The organism is Aeromonas sp. TW 6 (assembly GCF_013168745.1).
Lineage (GTDB): Bacteria > Pseudomonadota > Gammaproteobacteria > Enterobacterales > Aeromonadaceae > Aeromonas > Aeromonas caviae.
In genome coordinates this window covers 1-15,222 of the sequence record NZ_JABERS010000068.1, presented here as the reverse complement: position 1 = coordinate 15,222, position 15,222 = coordinate 1, and the positions used below count along the sequence as shown (strand labels likewise).

At 57.1% G+C, this 15,222-nt stretch carries 10 protein-coding genes; 9 read left to right on the top strand and 1 reads right to left on the bottom strand.

Annotated features, from left to right (window positions below):
* The 9 genes from tnpC to HKD46_RS20010 form a co-directional block, all read left to right on the top strand.
* Positions 1-603 (top strand): IS66 family transposase (gene tnpC / locus HKD46_RS20050; RefSeq protein WP_171865878.1); only part of this gene is annotated, 603 nt, incomplete at its 5' end.
* The gene (locus HKD46_RS20045) at positions 600-1,286 is read left to right on the top strand and encodes a Tn7-like element transposition protein TnsE (protein ID WP_171865879.1); all 687 of its coding nucleotides are present in this window, start codon (positions 600-602) and stop codon (positions 1,284-1,286) included. The genes tnpC and HKD46_RS20045, both read left to right, overlap by 4 nt.
* A gap of 196 nt (positions 1,287-1,482) precedes the next feature.
* Entirely contained in the window at positions 1,483-2,364 is an 882-nt protein-coding gene (locus tag HKD46_RS20040) for a YafY family protein (protein ID WP_235673895.1), read from the top strand.
* Between the two features lie 7 nt (positions 2,365-2,371).
* Positions 2,372-3,928 carry a class I SAM-dependent DNA methyltransferase gene (locus HKD46_RS20035; RefSeq protein WP_171865877.1) on the top strand — a complete coding sequence of 519 codons (1,557 nt, stop codon included), beginning with the start codon at positions 2,372-2,374 and terminating at the stop codon, positions 3,926-3,928.
* Positions 3,918-5,171 (top strand): restriction endonuclease subunit S, encoded by a 1,254-nt coding sequence (locus HKD46_RS20030; RefSeq protein WP_171865876.1) that lies wholly within the window; start codon positions 3,918-3,920, stop codon positions 5,169-5,171. Before HKD46_RS20035 ends, HKD46_RS20030 begins: the two co-directional genes overlap by 11 nt.
* Positions 5,171-7,090 (top strand): hypothetical protein, encoded by a 1,920-nt coding sequence (locus HKD46_RS20025; RefSeq protein WP_171865875.1) that lies wholly within the window; start codon positions 5,171-5,173, stop codon positions 7,088-7,090. Before HKD46_RS20030 ends, HKD46_RS20025 begins: the two co-directional genes overlap by 1 nt.
* Positions 7,091-7,146: 56 nt before the next feature.
* Positions 7,147-7,836, top strand: a complete 690-nt coding sequence (locus tag HKD46_RS20020; protein ID WP_199773227.1) for an abortive infection family protein — start codon at positions 7,147-7,149, stop codon at positions 7,834-7,836.
* The gene (locus HKD46_RS20015; protein WP_010672239.1) at positions 7,833-10,124 is read left to right on the top strand and encodes an AAA family ATPase; all 2,292 of its coding nucleotides are present in this window, start codon (positions 7,833-7,835) and stop codon (positions 10,122-10,124) included. The genes HKD46_RS20020 and HKD46_RS20015 overlap by 4 nt, the downstream gene beginning before the upstream one ends.
* The gene (locus HKD46_RS20010) at positions 10,124-13,249 is read left to right on the top strand and encodes a type I restriction endonuclease subunit R (protein WP_171865874.1); all 3,126 of its coding nucleotides are present in this window, start codon (positions 10,124-10,126) and stop codon (positions 13,247-13,249) included. Before HKD46_RS20015 ends, HKD46_RS20010 begins: the two co-directional genes overlap by 1 nt.
* Before the next feature lie 599 nt (positions 13,250-13,848).
* Here HKD46_RS20010 and HKD46_RS20005 read toward each other — a convergent pair.
* Positions 13,849-14,049 carry a hypothetical protein gene (locus tag HKD46_RS20005; RefSeq protein WP_171865873.1) on the bottom strand — a complete coding sequence of 67 codons (201 nt, stop codon included), beginning with the start codon at positions 14,047-14,049 and terminating at the stop codon, positions 13,849-13,851.
* Positions 14,050-15,222: the final 1,173 nt, after the last annotated feature.

The following is a 15,222-nucleotide window of genomic DNA, read 5'->3' as shown; positions in this document are numbered from 1 at the left end:
AATGAGCTATATCGTGAAGACCGAGCTGCCGGCACGATAAAGGAGGCCGCTTGCTGGGCTCATGCCAGGCGAAAGATCCATGATGTGCATATCCGAACGCCATCGGATAACACAGACGAAGCCCTCAAACGAATTGGTCAGCTTTACAGCCTTGAAGCAGAACTGCGCGGCATGTCAGCAGAACACCGGCTGGCAGAACGAGAACGGCGGGCAAAGCCCTTACTGAAAGAGCTGGAGATCTGGTTACGGGATAGGATGCAGTCGCTCTCGCGTCACTCCGAGTTGGCTAAGGCCTTCGCCTATGCCTTGAATCAGTGGTCAGCACTGACGTACTACACCGAAAACGGCTGGATAGAAGTGGACAACAACATAGCGGAGAATGCGCTACGGCTGGTGAGCTTGGGGCGAAAGAACTTCCTGTTTTTTGGCTCTGACCATGGTGGTGAACGGGGAGCCTTGTTGTACAGCTTGCTCGGCACCTGCCGGTTGAACGGGGTAGATCCGGAGCATTACCTGCGGCATGTACTGAATGTGATCGCAGACTGGCCGGTGAACCGGGTCGGCGAACTGCTGCCTTGGCGTGTTGCTCTACCTGCTGAATAACCTATCGCTCCTGTCAATACGGCCTTCGCTGGACGCTTACCAATACACGCAAAATTGCTGATAAAAAACAGGAGGGAGCTAAGGGTAAGACTGACGATGAGATTGGCTCCAAGGCATCAGAGGACGTAAGTACTGAAGAGTCAGTTTTTGGGGGGATTCTGCCCAGTGCCGAGTGGACCGCAGAGGCGGATGAAACCGATGATCTGCGTCTATATGCCAACAAGTTTGATTGTTTTCAGTCGATGCTTGAGCAGTTGGTGGCAACCCATGGTTGCGTCATTCGCTCCCAGCAACTGCACAAGCTACCCAAGCTCTACCGTTGTAAACGTCATCTGCTTTTGGATGGCAATCCAAGATGCCTGGCCGTTGTTGAGGTGGAGTTGCAGGGCCGCACCTTCTATATCCTAGAAGTCGATACATCTGATGGTGTTTGTTCTCTATCAACTTTGCTATTACGGCTGAAGTCGTCTCTGGATTGGCCCAAGCAGCTTACGCTGTTGGCAGAAGAGTTAACCCAGAAATCACTGCACTGGCCAAGTCAGCGGCTAAAAATGCTCTGCGGCAAGGATGGCTATTCCGGCATTCCTCACCCGCAGACCAAATCCGTGGATAAGGGCAAGTTGCATGAAGAGTCGATAGAGCACTGGGCGGCAAGATTTCACAGTTGGATGACTTCAATCTAACGTATTGAAGAGATTTAATACAAAACGAACTATGTCTACATTTGAGGCTTTATATCTTGTTGTTATAGTAAAGATGGTGCATGATTGTAATCAATTTGATGACAATGATGGCGCTATATGGATCACATCACTACATTCCCCTTTCATTTCGTAGCTGCGGCACATGATTAGTTCACCCTCTAAACGGGTCGAGGATTTGAGCCTTGCCCAGCGCGAGCGGCTGGCCTACATCGACTTCCTGCTCTACTTCTTCGGTGATATTGGGCGTCCGGACCTGATTGAGCGCTTCGGTGTGGCGCCGGCAGGGGCAACGCGCGATCTGGCTCTTTACCGGGAAATCGCACCGCAGAACATTGAATTCGATGGTAGCAACAAGATCTACCGCATAGGCAAGGCGTTTGTTCCAATTTTCGAGCATGCGACGCAACGTGTTTTGTCGACGCTCGCGCTTGGGTTTGGCGATGGTGTGAACGTCGATTCGCAGCCGATGCTGCCATGCGAGTCTCCTGTGGCTCTGAACTGCCCTCGGATGGATGTGTTGGCTCCGATCTGCCGGGCCATCCATGCCAAGCGGCCAGTAGCCATCCGCTACCACTCGATGAGCAGCGGTGAGTCCGAGCGCGTCATCGTTCCCTTCGCGCTGGTGGACACCGGCCTGCGCTGGCACGTCCGGGCCTTTGATCGCAAGAGCGGAGAGTTTCGGGATTTCGTCGTCACCCGCATCGAAGCGCCAACGCTGCTCGACGAGGAGCTACAGGCCAACGAACGGCCGGACAACGACATCCAGTGGACGCGCATCGTCGAACTGGACTTCGTGCCGCACCCGCGCCTTGAACGCCCCGAGATCATCAAGATGGACTACGGGATGACCGACGGCTCGATTCGGATGCGCGTTCGCGCCGCCGTCGCGGGCTACATGCTGCTGCGCTGGAGCGTGGACTGCTCGCCCGACCACCGTCTCAAGGAAGAACAGTACCGCCTATGGCTCAGCGATCCGCTGGCGCTGTACGGCGTTGAGAACGCAAAGCTCGCGCCGGGGTATCAAGCCCCGGCAGCAAAGACATTACGCAAAGGATAAGAACACGATGGCACAGAACGACACCGCCAAAAACGGCAACGGGGGCAACCTCGGCTTCGAGGCCGACCTTTTTAAGGCCGCCGACAAGCTGCGCGGCAACATGGAACCAAGCGACTACAAGCACGTCGCGCTCGGACTTATCTTCCTGAAGTACATCTCCGACGCCTTCGAGGCCAAGCACAAGGCGCTGCTGGCCGAAGACGCACAGGCCGCCGAGGACAAAGACGAGTACCTTGCCGACAACGTGTTCTGGGTGCCGAAGGAGGCTCGCTGGTCGCACCTGCAGGCCAACGCCAAACTGCCCACCATCGGCACCTTGATCGACGACGCGATGCGCGCCATCGAGAAGGACAACGAGTCGCTCAAGGGCGTGCTGCCCAAGGACTACGCCCGACCCGCACTCAACAAGGTGATGCTGGGCGAGCTGATCGACCTGATTTCCGGCATTGCGCTCAACGAGGAAGGCGACCGCTCCAAGGACATTCTCGGGCGCGTGTACGAATACTTCCTCGGCCAGTTCGCCGGTGCCGAAGGCAAGCGCGGCGGCGAATTCTACACGCCGCGCTCCGTGGTACGTGTACTGGTCGAAATGCTGGAGCCGTACACGGGCCGCGTGTACGACCCGTGTTGCGGCTCGGGTGGAATGTTTGTGCAGTCGGAGAAGTTCGTTCAGGAGCACGGAGGCCGCATTGGCGACATTGCGATCTACGGGCAGGAGTCGAACTACACCACGTGGCGGCTGGCCAAGATGAACTTGGCTGTGCGCGGCATCGACTCCGACATACGCTGGAACAACGAGGGCAGCTTTCACAAGGACGAACTGCGCGACCTAAAGGCCGACTACATCCTCGCCAATCCCCCATTCAACATCTCCGATTGGGGTGGCGACCGACTGCGTGAGGACGTAAGGTGGAAGTTCGGCGTGCCGCCCGTGGGTAATGCCAACTACGCTTGGCTCCAGCATATCTACCATCACCTCGCGCCCAACGGTACGGCAGGCGTGGTGCTGGCCAACGGCTCGATGAGCTCCAACCAGTCCGGCGAAGGCGACATCCGCAAGGCCATGCTCGAAGCCGATGCGGTGGATTGCATGGTCGCTCTGCCCGGTCAGCTCTTCTACTCCACGCAGATTCCCGCCTGCCTATGGTTCCTGGCTCGCAACAAAAACCCCGGCAAGGGTCTGCGGGATCGACGCGGGCAGGTTTTGTTGATCGACGCCCGCAAGCTCGGCGTGCTGGTAGATCGCACCCGCCGCGAACTCACCGACGCGGAAGTCCAGAAGATCGCCGATACCTATCACGCTTGGCGCGGTGAAAAGGACGCAGGGGAGTACGCCGACGTGGCGGGCTTCTGCAAGTCAGTGTCAATGGACGAAATCCGCAAACATGGCCACGTGCTGACGCCTGGCCGCTACGTGGGCGCTGCAGATGTGGAAGACGATGGCGAGCCCTTCGAGGAAAAGATGCTGCGGCTCTCCGCGCAGTGGCGCGGGCACCGTGCTACGGCGGCCAAATTGGATGCGTCGATTGAAGCCAACTTGAAGGAGCTCGGGTATGGCGAATGATTGGCGTCCATCCAATTGGGGTGATGAAGTTACCCTCGAATATGGAAAGGCAATCCGTGGCTACAGCCAAACCCACGGCAAATATCGTGTTTTCGGCTCGAATGGCCCCATTGGCTGGACATCCGATGCGTTGACTCATGGGCCGGGTGTCGTGCTCGGTCGGAAAGGAGCGTATCGAGGCGTTGAGTTCTGTCGTGAGCCATTCTGGGTTATCGATACTGCGTATTACGTCGTTCCCAAAACCGATTTGGATATGCGCTGGCTTTACTACGCAGTGAAGCATTACAAACTTGGCGAAGTGGATGACGGCTCGCCGATCCCCTCAACAACTCGTGCTGCCGTCTACATGCTTGAACTAGATGTCCCTCCCAAGCATGAACAACTTGCCATTTCCCGCATCCTCGGCACTTTGGACGACAAGATCGAACTCAACCGCAGGCAGAACGAAACGCTGGAAGCCATGGCCCGTGCCTTGTTCAAGGCGTGGTTCGTGGACTTCGAGCCGGTGCGGGCCAAGCTGGAGGGCCGCTGGCAGCGCGGCCAGTCGCTGCCCGGCCTACCCGCGCACCTCTACAACCTCTTCCCCGACCGGCTCGTCGAATCGGAGTTGGGGGAGGTTCCGGAGGGGTGGCGTCATTCGACGATTGGCGCCGAAGTGTCCGTCTGCGGCGGGTCTACACCAAGCACCAAGGAAGCCAACTTCTGGGAAGGCGGGCACCACTGCTGGGCCACGCCCAAAGACCTGTCCCCCCTGAAATTTCCCGTTTTGCTGAATACAGATAGAAAGATCACGGATGCCGGTCTTGCGAAGATCAGTTCAGGCCTCCTGCCTGTCGGCACAGTGTTGCTCTCATCTCGCGCGCCCATCGGCTATTTGGCTATCGCCGAGGTTCCAACGGCGATCAACCAAGGCTTCATCGCGATGAAATGTGATGGTGTTCTGCCAAACGTGTTTGTGCTGCTTTGGTGCAGGGAAAGCATGGATGCGATCGTCGGTAACGCCAACGGCTCGACATTCCAGGAGATCAGCAAAACCAATTTCCGGCCAATTCCCGTCGTAGTTCCTTCAGAGCCCGTACTGACGAGGTTTAGAAAGTCGACCGACTCGCTTTATCGACAGATGGTGGAAAACGAACGGGAATCCCGCTCCCTCACCCAACTTCGCGACTCCCTGCTGCCTAAGCTGATCTCTGGCGAGTTGCGAGTCGGCGACGCTGACAAGTATTTGAGAGGAATCGCTTGATGACCTCATCAACATTGACCAGCCTCGCCATGCTGAAGGTCCATGTCGACCAAGGGCATGACTATCTCGACTATCTGCGACCATTCATTCTTCAGGTTCTAGTTGACCATCAAATCAACCCGGTAACCGATGCTGTGGTTAAGGACTGGATTCGCTCCGACTTCGGGATGGAAATACCGGCAAGAGCGATTCAAGTGGTGCTTAAGCGCTTGTCTAGAAACCATCCGATCGAAAAAAAAGACGGTGTCTATCAGGTGACGGGGACACTAGCAGATCCAAGGATCGGCGCAGAAAAAGCCAGTGCTGAGCGACACATCAACGCAGTATTAACGGGATTGCGTGTTTTTTCGAAGACGACAGCCAAGCCAATTACAACCGATGACGAAGCAGATGTAGCGGTACGCGCATTTCTCTCACAATTCGACATCCAATGTTTGCGGGCATACCTTCGTGGAACTGCAATACCCGATATCGAAGGGCACCACAATGCTCAAATTGTTCTGGTCAGCAAATACGTGCTGGACCTGCAGAAGAGCGACCCCGAGAGATTCGATAGTTTCCTTATCGTTGTTCAGGGGCACATGCTGGCGAATGCCCTTTTATGTCCAGATCTTCAGAGCCTGCCAAAAACATATGACGGTGTAACGTTTTATTTGGATACACCTCTTCTCGTTCGACTTCTCGGGCTGGAAGGAGAGGCCAAGAAGGACTCGATCAGCGATCTAATAGAACTATTGATTTCACTTGGTGGGCGTGTCGGAGCATTTGAACACTCTCGCAACGAGCTGGAAAGTGTGATCAAAGGTGCAGCAAGTCACATTGAGTCCTTCAGGGGGCGTGGTGCAATTGTTGCCGAAGCTCGCCAACGAGGAACAACAAAATCCGACATGCTAATGCTGGCGGGTCAAATTGATGAAAAACTGAGCGAATCCAAGGTTAACGTTATCCCAACGCCTCGATACGTAGCGAATTTCCAAATTGATGAGACGGCCTTCTCAAAAACTCTTGATGGTGAGCTTCAGTACTCGAATCCTTACGCCAAGGACTATGACATTAATTCTGTCCGCAGCATCTATGTGCTAAGGGCGCACTCCTCTCCGCAGAATGTTGAAAAGTGCAAGGCTGTCGTTGTCACATGCAACACAGCATTCGCGAGAGCTGCATTTCGGTATGGCGACAAGCACCAGGAATCTCGCGAGGTATCAACAGTTATTACGGATTTCAGTTTGGCCAACATGGCATGGTTAAAGGCTCCCATGGGAGCCCCCTCCATTCCGATGCGAGAGGTTCTCGCCTTTTCATATGCCGCTCTCCAGCCTTCGCAGGCGATATGGGATAAATATCTCTCAGAAGTTGAGAAGCTTGAAAGGCAGAAAACCATTACAGCCAGAGATCTACAACTCCTTCGGAGCAGCCAGTTAGCCCACGAAGAACTTATGTCTTTGACGCTCGGTGAGGAGGAGTCGCTGAGTGAACAGACAATTACCGCAGTACTAGACCGCGTCACCGGTGAAATAAAGCGCGAAGAGAACGATAAGCTCTCTGCAGAAAAGAGAGCCCATAATCAAACACAAGAAAAACTCGTCGCGGAGCGTAACGAAAAACTGCTTATCCAGCAGCGAATTTACTGGCGCTCAGATCGGACAGCAGGGCGTGTTGCATGGTCATTTTCCATTGGCGTCGTCGTCGTGCTCGCTGTTGGAGTAGCTGCAAGTTTAGGGTTCAAATTTGAGAATCAGTTATTGCAGTGGGCCATCCCATCAATTCTGAGTATTTTGTTTATCTTCACGCTTGGGGGGCTGATATGGGGGTCAACAATTAAAGGCTTCCATCAGTCACTGCATGATCGTTGTCGCAGGTGGCTCATTCAACGGGAGTCTGCAGCACTCGGTATACATATAGTGGGCATCGAGAAATGACTATTGACTGGTGCCCTGGCATCCGCGAGGCCTGCGGCTATTGGCACGACGCGCCCATGTTGCAGCAAACCTTCGATGCGATGGAGCGCAATCTGGAGCAGAACAACGATGCGTGCATCGACTGCGCCAAGACCGTCGTCGAGGTGGTGTGCCGGGTGGTGGTTGACAGCTTCCATACCCCGCAAGCTCCGCTGAAACCGGTACAGGAAACGCCCTCGCTGTCGGATTGGCTGAGTTCGGCGATTCGCGCGCTCAAGCTGGGCGACGTGCGCGATGACAAGTTCAAGAAGCTAGTGTCCAGCCATCACAAGCTGGCCGATGCACTGAACGACCTGCGCAACAAGGCGGGCCCTGCCAGCCATGGCAAAGATCCGTATCTGGCGCGCTTGGCAGAGCACCACCGACGCAGTGCCGTGCTGGCGGCTGATGCCATCGTGGCCTTTCTGCATCAGGCCTATCTGGATGCGCAGCTCGACCCGAGCAGCTCCCGCGAGCCGTGGGAGCGATTCGCAACAGACAACGCACTGATCGATGCGCACGTGGGGCTAGCTTTGGACGCCGAGGACGGCGATTCACCAACTTTACGTTTTCTATTGCCTGGCGGCGATGAGCTGCCCATCAACATCGAAGTCAGCCGTTTGCTTTACCAACTGGATCGGGATGCCTATGTCGAAGCGCTGAACGCTGCGCGCGGCGCACCTGCTCCGGCTGTGGAGCCGGTCGAAGAACAAGGAGAGTCGACATGAAGTTGACTCGCATCGCCAAGCTGCGGCTCCGCGTGTTCCGCGACTTTGCTTGGCCAACAGAACTACACCCGTTTGCGCAGTTCAATGTCATCTATGGATGGAACGGCAGCGGGAAGACGACGCTGTCATGGCTGCTTTCGCTGGTTGAGAAGAAGACCGCGCTCCTCGAAGGTGAAGCGGCACTGGAGATCGACGGCACAACGAAGGTCGCAGGCTCCGCTTTCGCTTCGGCGCAACTGCCCCAAGTGCGCGTCTTCAACCGGGATTTCATCAATGCCACCCTGTCACAAACGGGCGGCATTGCGCCGATCTACTTTCTCGGCGAAGACAGCATCGAGAAGCAGGCACGGGTCGAGCAGCTCAAGAAGGAACTTACCACGACCGACATCAAGTCGCGGACTGCTCAGGCCGACAAGACAAGAGCGGAGTCGAAGCTGGACGATTTCTGCAGGGACAAGGCGAAGCTCATCAAGGAGCTGTTGACCACCGCGAACAGCCAGACCTACAACAATTACGACAAGCGAAATTTCAGGCGTGCCGTTGAAGCAATGGATGCGCAGCAGGCGGCGGCCGCGACTCTTTCCGATGAGCAGAAAGCACAGCTCCACAGCCAGAAGAACGCCCAGCCAAAGCCCATTGTCGGCAAGGTTGTTGCGCCATCTATCGAACTTGATACGTTGACGAGTGAAGTAGATACGCTGGTCGGTCGCTCCGTCGTCGCGCAGACGCTCGATGAACTGACCAGCAATGCCAAGCTTGCCGCGTGGGTGCAAGAAGGGCTTCATCTGCACTCGGGCGAGCACGCCTCCGACACCTGCCGCTTCTGCCAGCAGCCGCTTCAGGCAGCGCGTCGCGCCGCGCTCGAAGCTCACTTCAACGACGCCTTCGCGGGATTTCAGAAAGATCTGTCGGCTCTTCTCTCGAAGCTGAAGGCGGCCAAGCAGACTGCGGCCTCACTGTCACTGCCGGATGTTTCGCGCTTTTATGAAGCGCTCGTGCCCGAAGTGCCCCCTGCGTGCGCAATGGTGTTGACGGCGCAGTCAGAGACCCAAGCCGTGCTCGATGCCCTCATCGCGCGTGTCGAGGCCAAGCGCGATCAGCCGTTCGCACCTACCGCCACGCAGGCACAAGCAGCGGCGAGACCCTCCTCGATTACCGACTCAGTCGCCGCATTCAATGGGATCGTGGAGAAGCACAACCGCATCTCCGCAGAGTTCACGGCGTCGGTCGACAGTGCGTGCAAGAAGCTTGAAGCCTCGTATGTCGCGGAGGCGCACGCCGAGTTCGTCCAGCTCTCCGGTGCTGCAAAGACCGCGACCGCCGAACTGGATGGCATAAAGGCTACGCAGACAGAAACCCAGACGCAGATCAATGAGCTGGAACGCGCGATCCTCGAACATCGCCGCCCCGCTGACGAGCTGACTGCAGAGCTATGCGCCTACCTTGGGCGAGACGAGTTGCGCTTCGAGGTGAAGGGCACCGGATACGCGCTGACCCGAAGCGGCCAGTACGTAGCGCATTTGAGCGATGGAGAGCGCACGGCGATTGCATTCCTCTATTTCCTCAAGGCGCTGCAGGACAGAGCATTCGACTTGAAGAATGGGATTGTCGTCATTGATGACCCGGTGTCGAGCCTCGATGACAACGCACTGTTCTCGGCCTTCGGCTACATGAAGGATCGTACCAAGGAGGCCGGGCAGCTTTTCATCTTGACGCACAGCTTCTCGTTTTTCCGGTTGGTGAAGAACTGGTTCCATCACCTGCCTGGGCAACGAAAGAAGAAGGTCGAAGACCGGCCCGCTCGGTTCTTTCTGCTTCGTACCCGGCGTCACGCGGATGGGTCTCGCACCAGCGAGTTAGGCCATCTTGATCCTCTGCTTGAGAAGTACGAATCGGAGTACCAGTACCTGTTCAAGCGCGTCTACGAGGAGGCTCACCGCAATGACGTTGTCCAACTGGAACACCACTACGGTTTGCCCAACGTCGCGCGCCGATTGATCGAGGCCTTCCTCGCTTTCCGCTTCCCCGAGATGAGCGGGGATCTCGGCCCACGACTCGAGCGGGTGGATTTCGACAGCGCGAAGAAGACGCGCATCCTCCGGTTGCTCAACACGTACTCACATGCTGGCGCAATCGCCGATCCGGGACACGATCTTTCTCTACTTGCAGAGACCCAACCCGTGTTGCGCGACACCCTCGAAATGATGATGGCTGTCGACCGTGAGCATTACGACGGGCTATTGAAGCTGGTGGCGATTCAGCCCATCGAAGAACAAGGAGAACCGTAATGGCGTTTCTGTCGGAGGCCGCCGTAGAGCAGGCATTAATGGAACAGTTGGGAGGGCTGGGATACAGCATCGAACGCGAGGAGGACATCGGCCCCGATGGACACCGCCCGGAGCGTGAGAGCCACGATGAGGTCGTGCTCAAGAGGCGCTTCGAGGACGCCGTTTCGCGTTTGAACCCTGGTTTGCCACTGGACGCGCGTCAGGATGCAATTCGGAAAGTGACGCAGTCCGAATTGCCCTCATTGCTCGAAGAAAACCGCCGCCTCCACAAGCTGATGACGGAAGGCGTGGACGTAGAGTATTACGCCGACGACGGCACGCTGACGGCAGGCAAGGTCGCGCTCATCGACTTCGAACACCCAGAGCAGAACGACTGGTTAGCGGTGAGCCAGTTCGTGGTGATCAACGGCCAGAACAACCGGCGGCCCGATGTGGTGGTGTTCGTGAACGGCTTGCCTCTGGGCGTGATCGAGCTGAAAGCGCCGGGCAGCGCCGGGGCACATCTGCTGGGCGCGTTCAACCAGCTGCAGACCTACAAGAAGCAAATCACGGCGCTGTTCAACACCAACGCGCTGCTGGTCACGTCGGACGGCATTGCGGCCCGGGTGGGTTCACTCTCGGCAGACCTTGAGCGCTTCATGCCGTGGCGCACCACCGACGGCACAGACGTTGCCCCGAAAGGTGCGCCGGAACTTTCGACCCTGATCGAAGGCGTGTTCGAGCATCGTCGCCTGCTCGATCTGCTCTGTCACTTCACGGTCTTCGGCGAAACCGGTTCCGGGCTCGCCAAGATCATCGCGGGCTACCACCAGTTCCACGCGGTGCGACACGCAGTCAACAGCACGGTGACTGCGTCCTCGCCACAGGGCAATCAGCGAGTGGGCGTCATCTGGCACACCCAAGGCTCCGGCAAGAGCCTGCTGATGGCGTTCTACGCCGGGCAACTGGTCAAACACCCGGCGATGGCCAACCCGACGTTGGTGGTGCTGACTGACCGCAACGACCTCGACGACCAGCTCTTCTCGACCTTTGCGATGTGCCGCGACCTGATCAGGCAGACGCCGGTGCAGGCCGAGAGCCGCGAAGATCTTCAGAAGGTCTTGAGTCGGGCATCTGGCGGCGTGATTTTCACCACCTTGCAGAAGTTCGGCGAGATTGCGGAGCCGCTCACCACGCGCCGCAACGTGGTTGTCATCGCGGACGAAGCGCACCGGAGCCAATATGGCTTCAAGGCGAAGGTGGACGCAAAGACCGGCGAAATCTCCTACGGCTTTGCCAAGTACATGCGAGACGCCCTGCCGAACGCATCCTTCATCGGCTTTACCGGCACGCCCATCGAGGCGGACGACGTCAACACGCCAGCGGTGTTCGGCAATTACATCGACATCTACGACATCAGCCGTGCTGTCGAGGACGGCGCGACCGTGCCGATCTACTACGAGTCGCGGTTGGCGCGCATTGAACTCGACGAGGAAGAGAAGCCGCAGATCGACGCCGAGGTCAACGAATTGACCGAGGAGGAATCCGAGGCCGACCAAGAGCGCTTCAAGAAGAAGTGGTCAACGGTCGAAGCCCTGGTTGGCAGCGACAAGCGCCTGGCTCTGGTAGCCAAGGATATGGTCGCCCACTTCGAGGATCGCGTTGCAGCCCTCGATGGCAAGGCGATGGTGGTGTGCATGAGCCGCCGCATCTGCGTCAAGCTCTACGACGAGATCGTCAAGCTGCGCCCGGACTGGCACAGCGCCGATGACAACGCGGGAGCGGTCAAGATCGTGATGACGGGCGCAGCGAGCGACCCGCAGGAGTGGCAGCAGCACATCGGCAACAAGGCCCGGCGCGATCTGCTGGCCAAGCGTGCCCGCGATCCTAAAGACCCGCTCAAGCTGGTGATCGTGCGGGACATGTGGCTGACAGGCTTTGACGCACCGTGTATGCACACGATGTACGTTGACAAGCCGATGCAGGGCCACGGACTGATGCAGGCGATTGCGCGCGTGAACCGCGTGTTCCGCGACAAGCCTGCCGGGCTGATCGTGGACTACATCGGTATCGCGCAAAACCTGAAGTCGGCGCTGCAGCAGTACTCGAAGAACGATCAGGAAAACACCGGCGTCGACGAAGCGCAGGCCATCGCGGTGATGATGGAGAAGTACGAGGTCGTGCGGGACATGTACCACGGCTACGACTACGTCTCCGCGATGAGCGGCACGCCACAGGAGCGCCTAGCGATGATGGCGGGGGCCATCGAGTGGATTCTCGACCTGCAACAGAAGCTGGCTGCGAAAGAGAAGACCAAAGAAGGCAAGAAGAACGCTCACCGTCGATACCAAGACGCCGTGCTGGCCTTGTCCAAGGCGTTCGCACTGGCATCCGCTTCTGACGAGGCACGCGAAATCCGGGAGGAGGTCGGCTTCTTTCAGGCCATCCGTGCCGCGCTGGTCAAGAGCAGTACTGGCTCCGGCGTGACCCAGCAAGAACGCGAGCTGGCGATCCAGCAGATTGTCAGCCGCGCGGTGGTCTCAACCGAGATCGTCGACATCCTGGCCGCTGCGGGTATCAAGAGCCCGGACATCTCCATCCTCTCGGACGAATTCCTCGCCGAAGTTCAGCAGATGGAGAAGAAGAACCTTGCGCTGGAAGCCTTGCGCAAGCTGATCAACGACGGCATTCGCTCACGCAGCAAGGCCAACGTCGTGCAGACCAAGGCATTCTCGGAGCGGCTAGAGGATGCGGTAGCGCGCTACCACGCCAACGCCATCACCACCGCTGAGGTGCTGCAGGAGTTAATCCAACTGGCCAAGGACATCCGCGCAGCCCGTCAACGCGGCGAAGAGCAAGGGTTGTCCGAGGATGAGATCGCTTTCTATGATGCGTTGGCCGAGAATGAGAGCGCCATTCAAATGATGGGTGACGATAAGCTGAAACTTATCGCTCATGAACTGCTAATGAGCCTGCGTGAAAATGTGTCAGTCGACTGGGCCCATCGAGAGTCCGCTCGCGCACGGATGCGGGTAATGGTGAAACGTATTTTGCGAAAATATGGCTATCCGCCTGATCTTCAAGATACAGCGGTACAAACCGTACTTCAGCAGGCAGAGGCATTGTCATCGGGGTGGAGTCGCTGATGCCGATTTCTCTTTCTCGCTACTGGGAGCACTCGTCATAGGCCAAAATGAAGGTGGCAATCATTGACCGCATGCTGGAAGGAATGCCCGATGAATGCTCCAGCGAGGACATAGAGGCCCGTGCCGAGGTGATTTACCAATACGTCAAAACACAGATGCAGTCAGTAGCTGTGCATTGATGTAATGCAGCATCCGCAGTGACAAGAGCTGGAGGATTCTCAAAAACATATGCACGGCAATCAGATTTGAGATGAATCAATGGGATGAACGTCCCCTTGAAGCGGCAATGTAGTTAAGCCGCCCTGCTCAAGGAAAGCTGCAATCCAGTATGATCCTTTATTCCTCGAATAATTCACGTATTCTGGATCGAGTTCGTGAGTTGGTATGATACTTTGTTGTTATGGCCCTGTTTCTTTATTATCAATATCAATGCTTACAGCGCAATTTGGTGTGATACTTTATTACTTGCATACACCGGTGGGGTCATGGATGTGCTCATGCCCCTGATGGTGCCAAGCTGACAGGATCACGCAAGAGGCAATAGTGGATCACCGGACGATCGTCTCATTTTTTACCTGTCAACTGGTCTGGGTGAACCGTTACGCCGCGAGAGAAGCGATGACATCGAGGCAGTGTGGCTCCGCTTTATGCAGGGCCTTGAGCTCGCTGATGAACTCGTCCTCATTGAACAACTCCACCATAAAGCCATCGAGCAGGGTGAAGAAGGGTAGGCTGGCGAACTCGGGGAAGACGAAGGCACCGGTGTTGCCGGTCACCTCAAAGGTCAGGGATGAGCTCATCGGGTTCTCGCAATGAATGGCAGGGCAGGCGCTCAGTGTGGCATGAGATGAGTCCGGATGTGAACGCGAAGCAGGGCCCGAAAGGGTGATCGGATCGGGAAAACCTGAACCGTACCGGCCACCGGAGAGCGTCAACCGGCTGACGCCGCGCCAACAACCTGACACCCGAGTGACAAGAAAGCGTCCTTAAACCCCATCCCCTCATCTAAATATATGCCATCAGACATTAGGGGTCATCCCCTATCACACACCCCTCCGATCGTACCTCCGACGCCTACCCGCACCGCCACACTCTGCCGAACCGTCTTTTTCTTTTCTTCTGCTTCTCTTCTGCTGCGCTGCGCCCCGATCCAACCCCCGCGGCTTCATCTCTGGTACCGCTATGGCTCATCTCCGGCTTATCTCAGGTTCCTCCCCGGACAGGGGGCAACCGAACCATCAGGGCAACTGACACTGACCTGGGCACTGACACTGAGCCGTTGCCGTCTTCGACGCTACTCAAGCGCGGTCGCGCTTTCGTTGTGTCTCAAACTACCTGGTGTCTTTCTAGGACATTTTCTATGACCGGGTGGCACTTCCCAGGACAGCTTCCCTGGACAAGTTCCAGGGCGGGGCCTCGATGTCCGGAAAGGAGATCGGACCGGGCACCGGGGGAGGGGAGGAGTGGCGCTACGATAGACGAGCGATAGAAAAGAGAGAGAAGAGAGAGAGGAAAAGAGAGAGTTGCCTCGGGGGTTCGGACCACAGAGAGCAATAGAAAAAAAATAGAGCGGGGGGTCGGTTTCAGCTGGGGCGTGGGTGGGCCTCGGTCGCTGCAGCAGTCGGGCAGAGGAAAGCTGAAGGGGTAGGGTAGGAGAGCGCGATAGTGAGTTCGAGGTAGCGCTCAAGGGGGGCCATAGCGAGGCTTCGGCTGGCACGGGTCAGCAGGAAAGACAAAAGATGGCTCACCAGGGGGGAGGGCTGTCGGTTGGGCACGGTGGGTTGGGGTTAGCCCCCTAATGGTAGATGGCATACTTTATTGAGGGAGTGGCGGGTTTAGCGGGCTTCTGTCGTTTTCAGAAGACGGCTGCACTGAACGTCAGAAGCCGACTGCACTATAGCAGCGGAGGGGTTGGATCCATCAGGCAACGACGGGCTGCTGCCGGCCATCAGCGGACGCAGGGAGGACTTTCC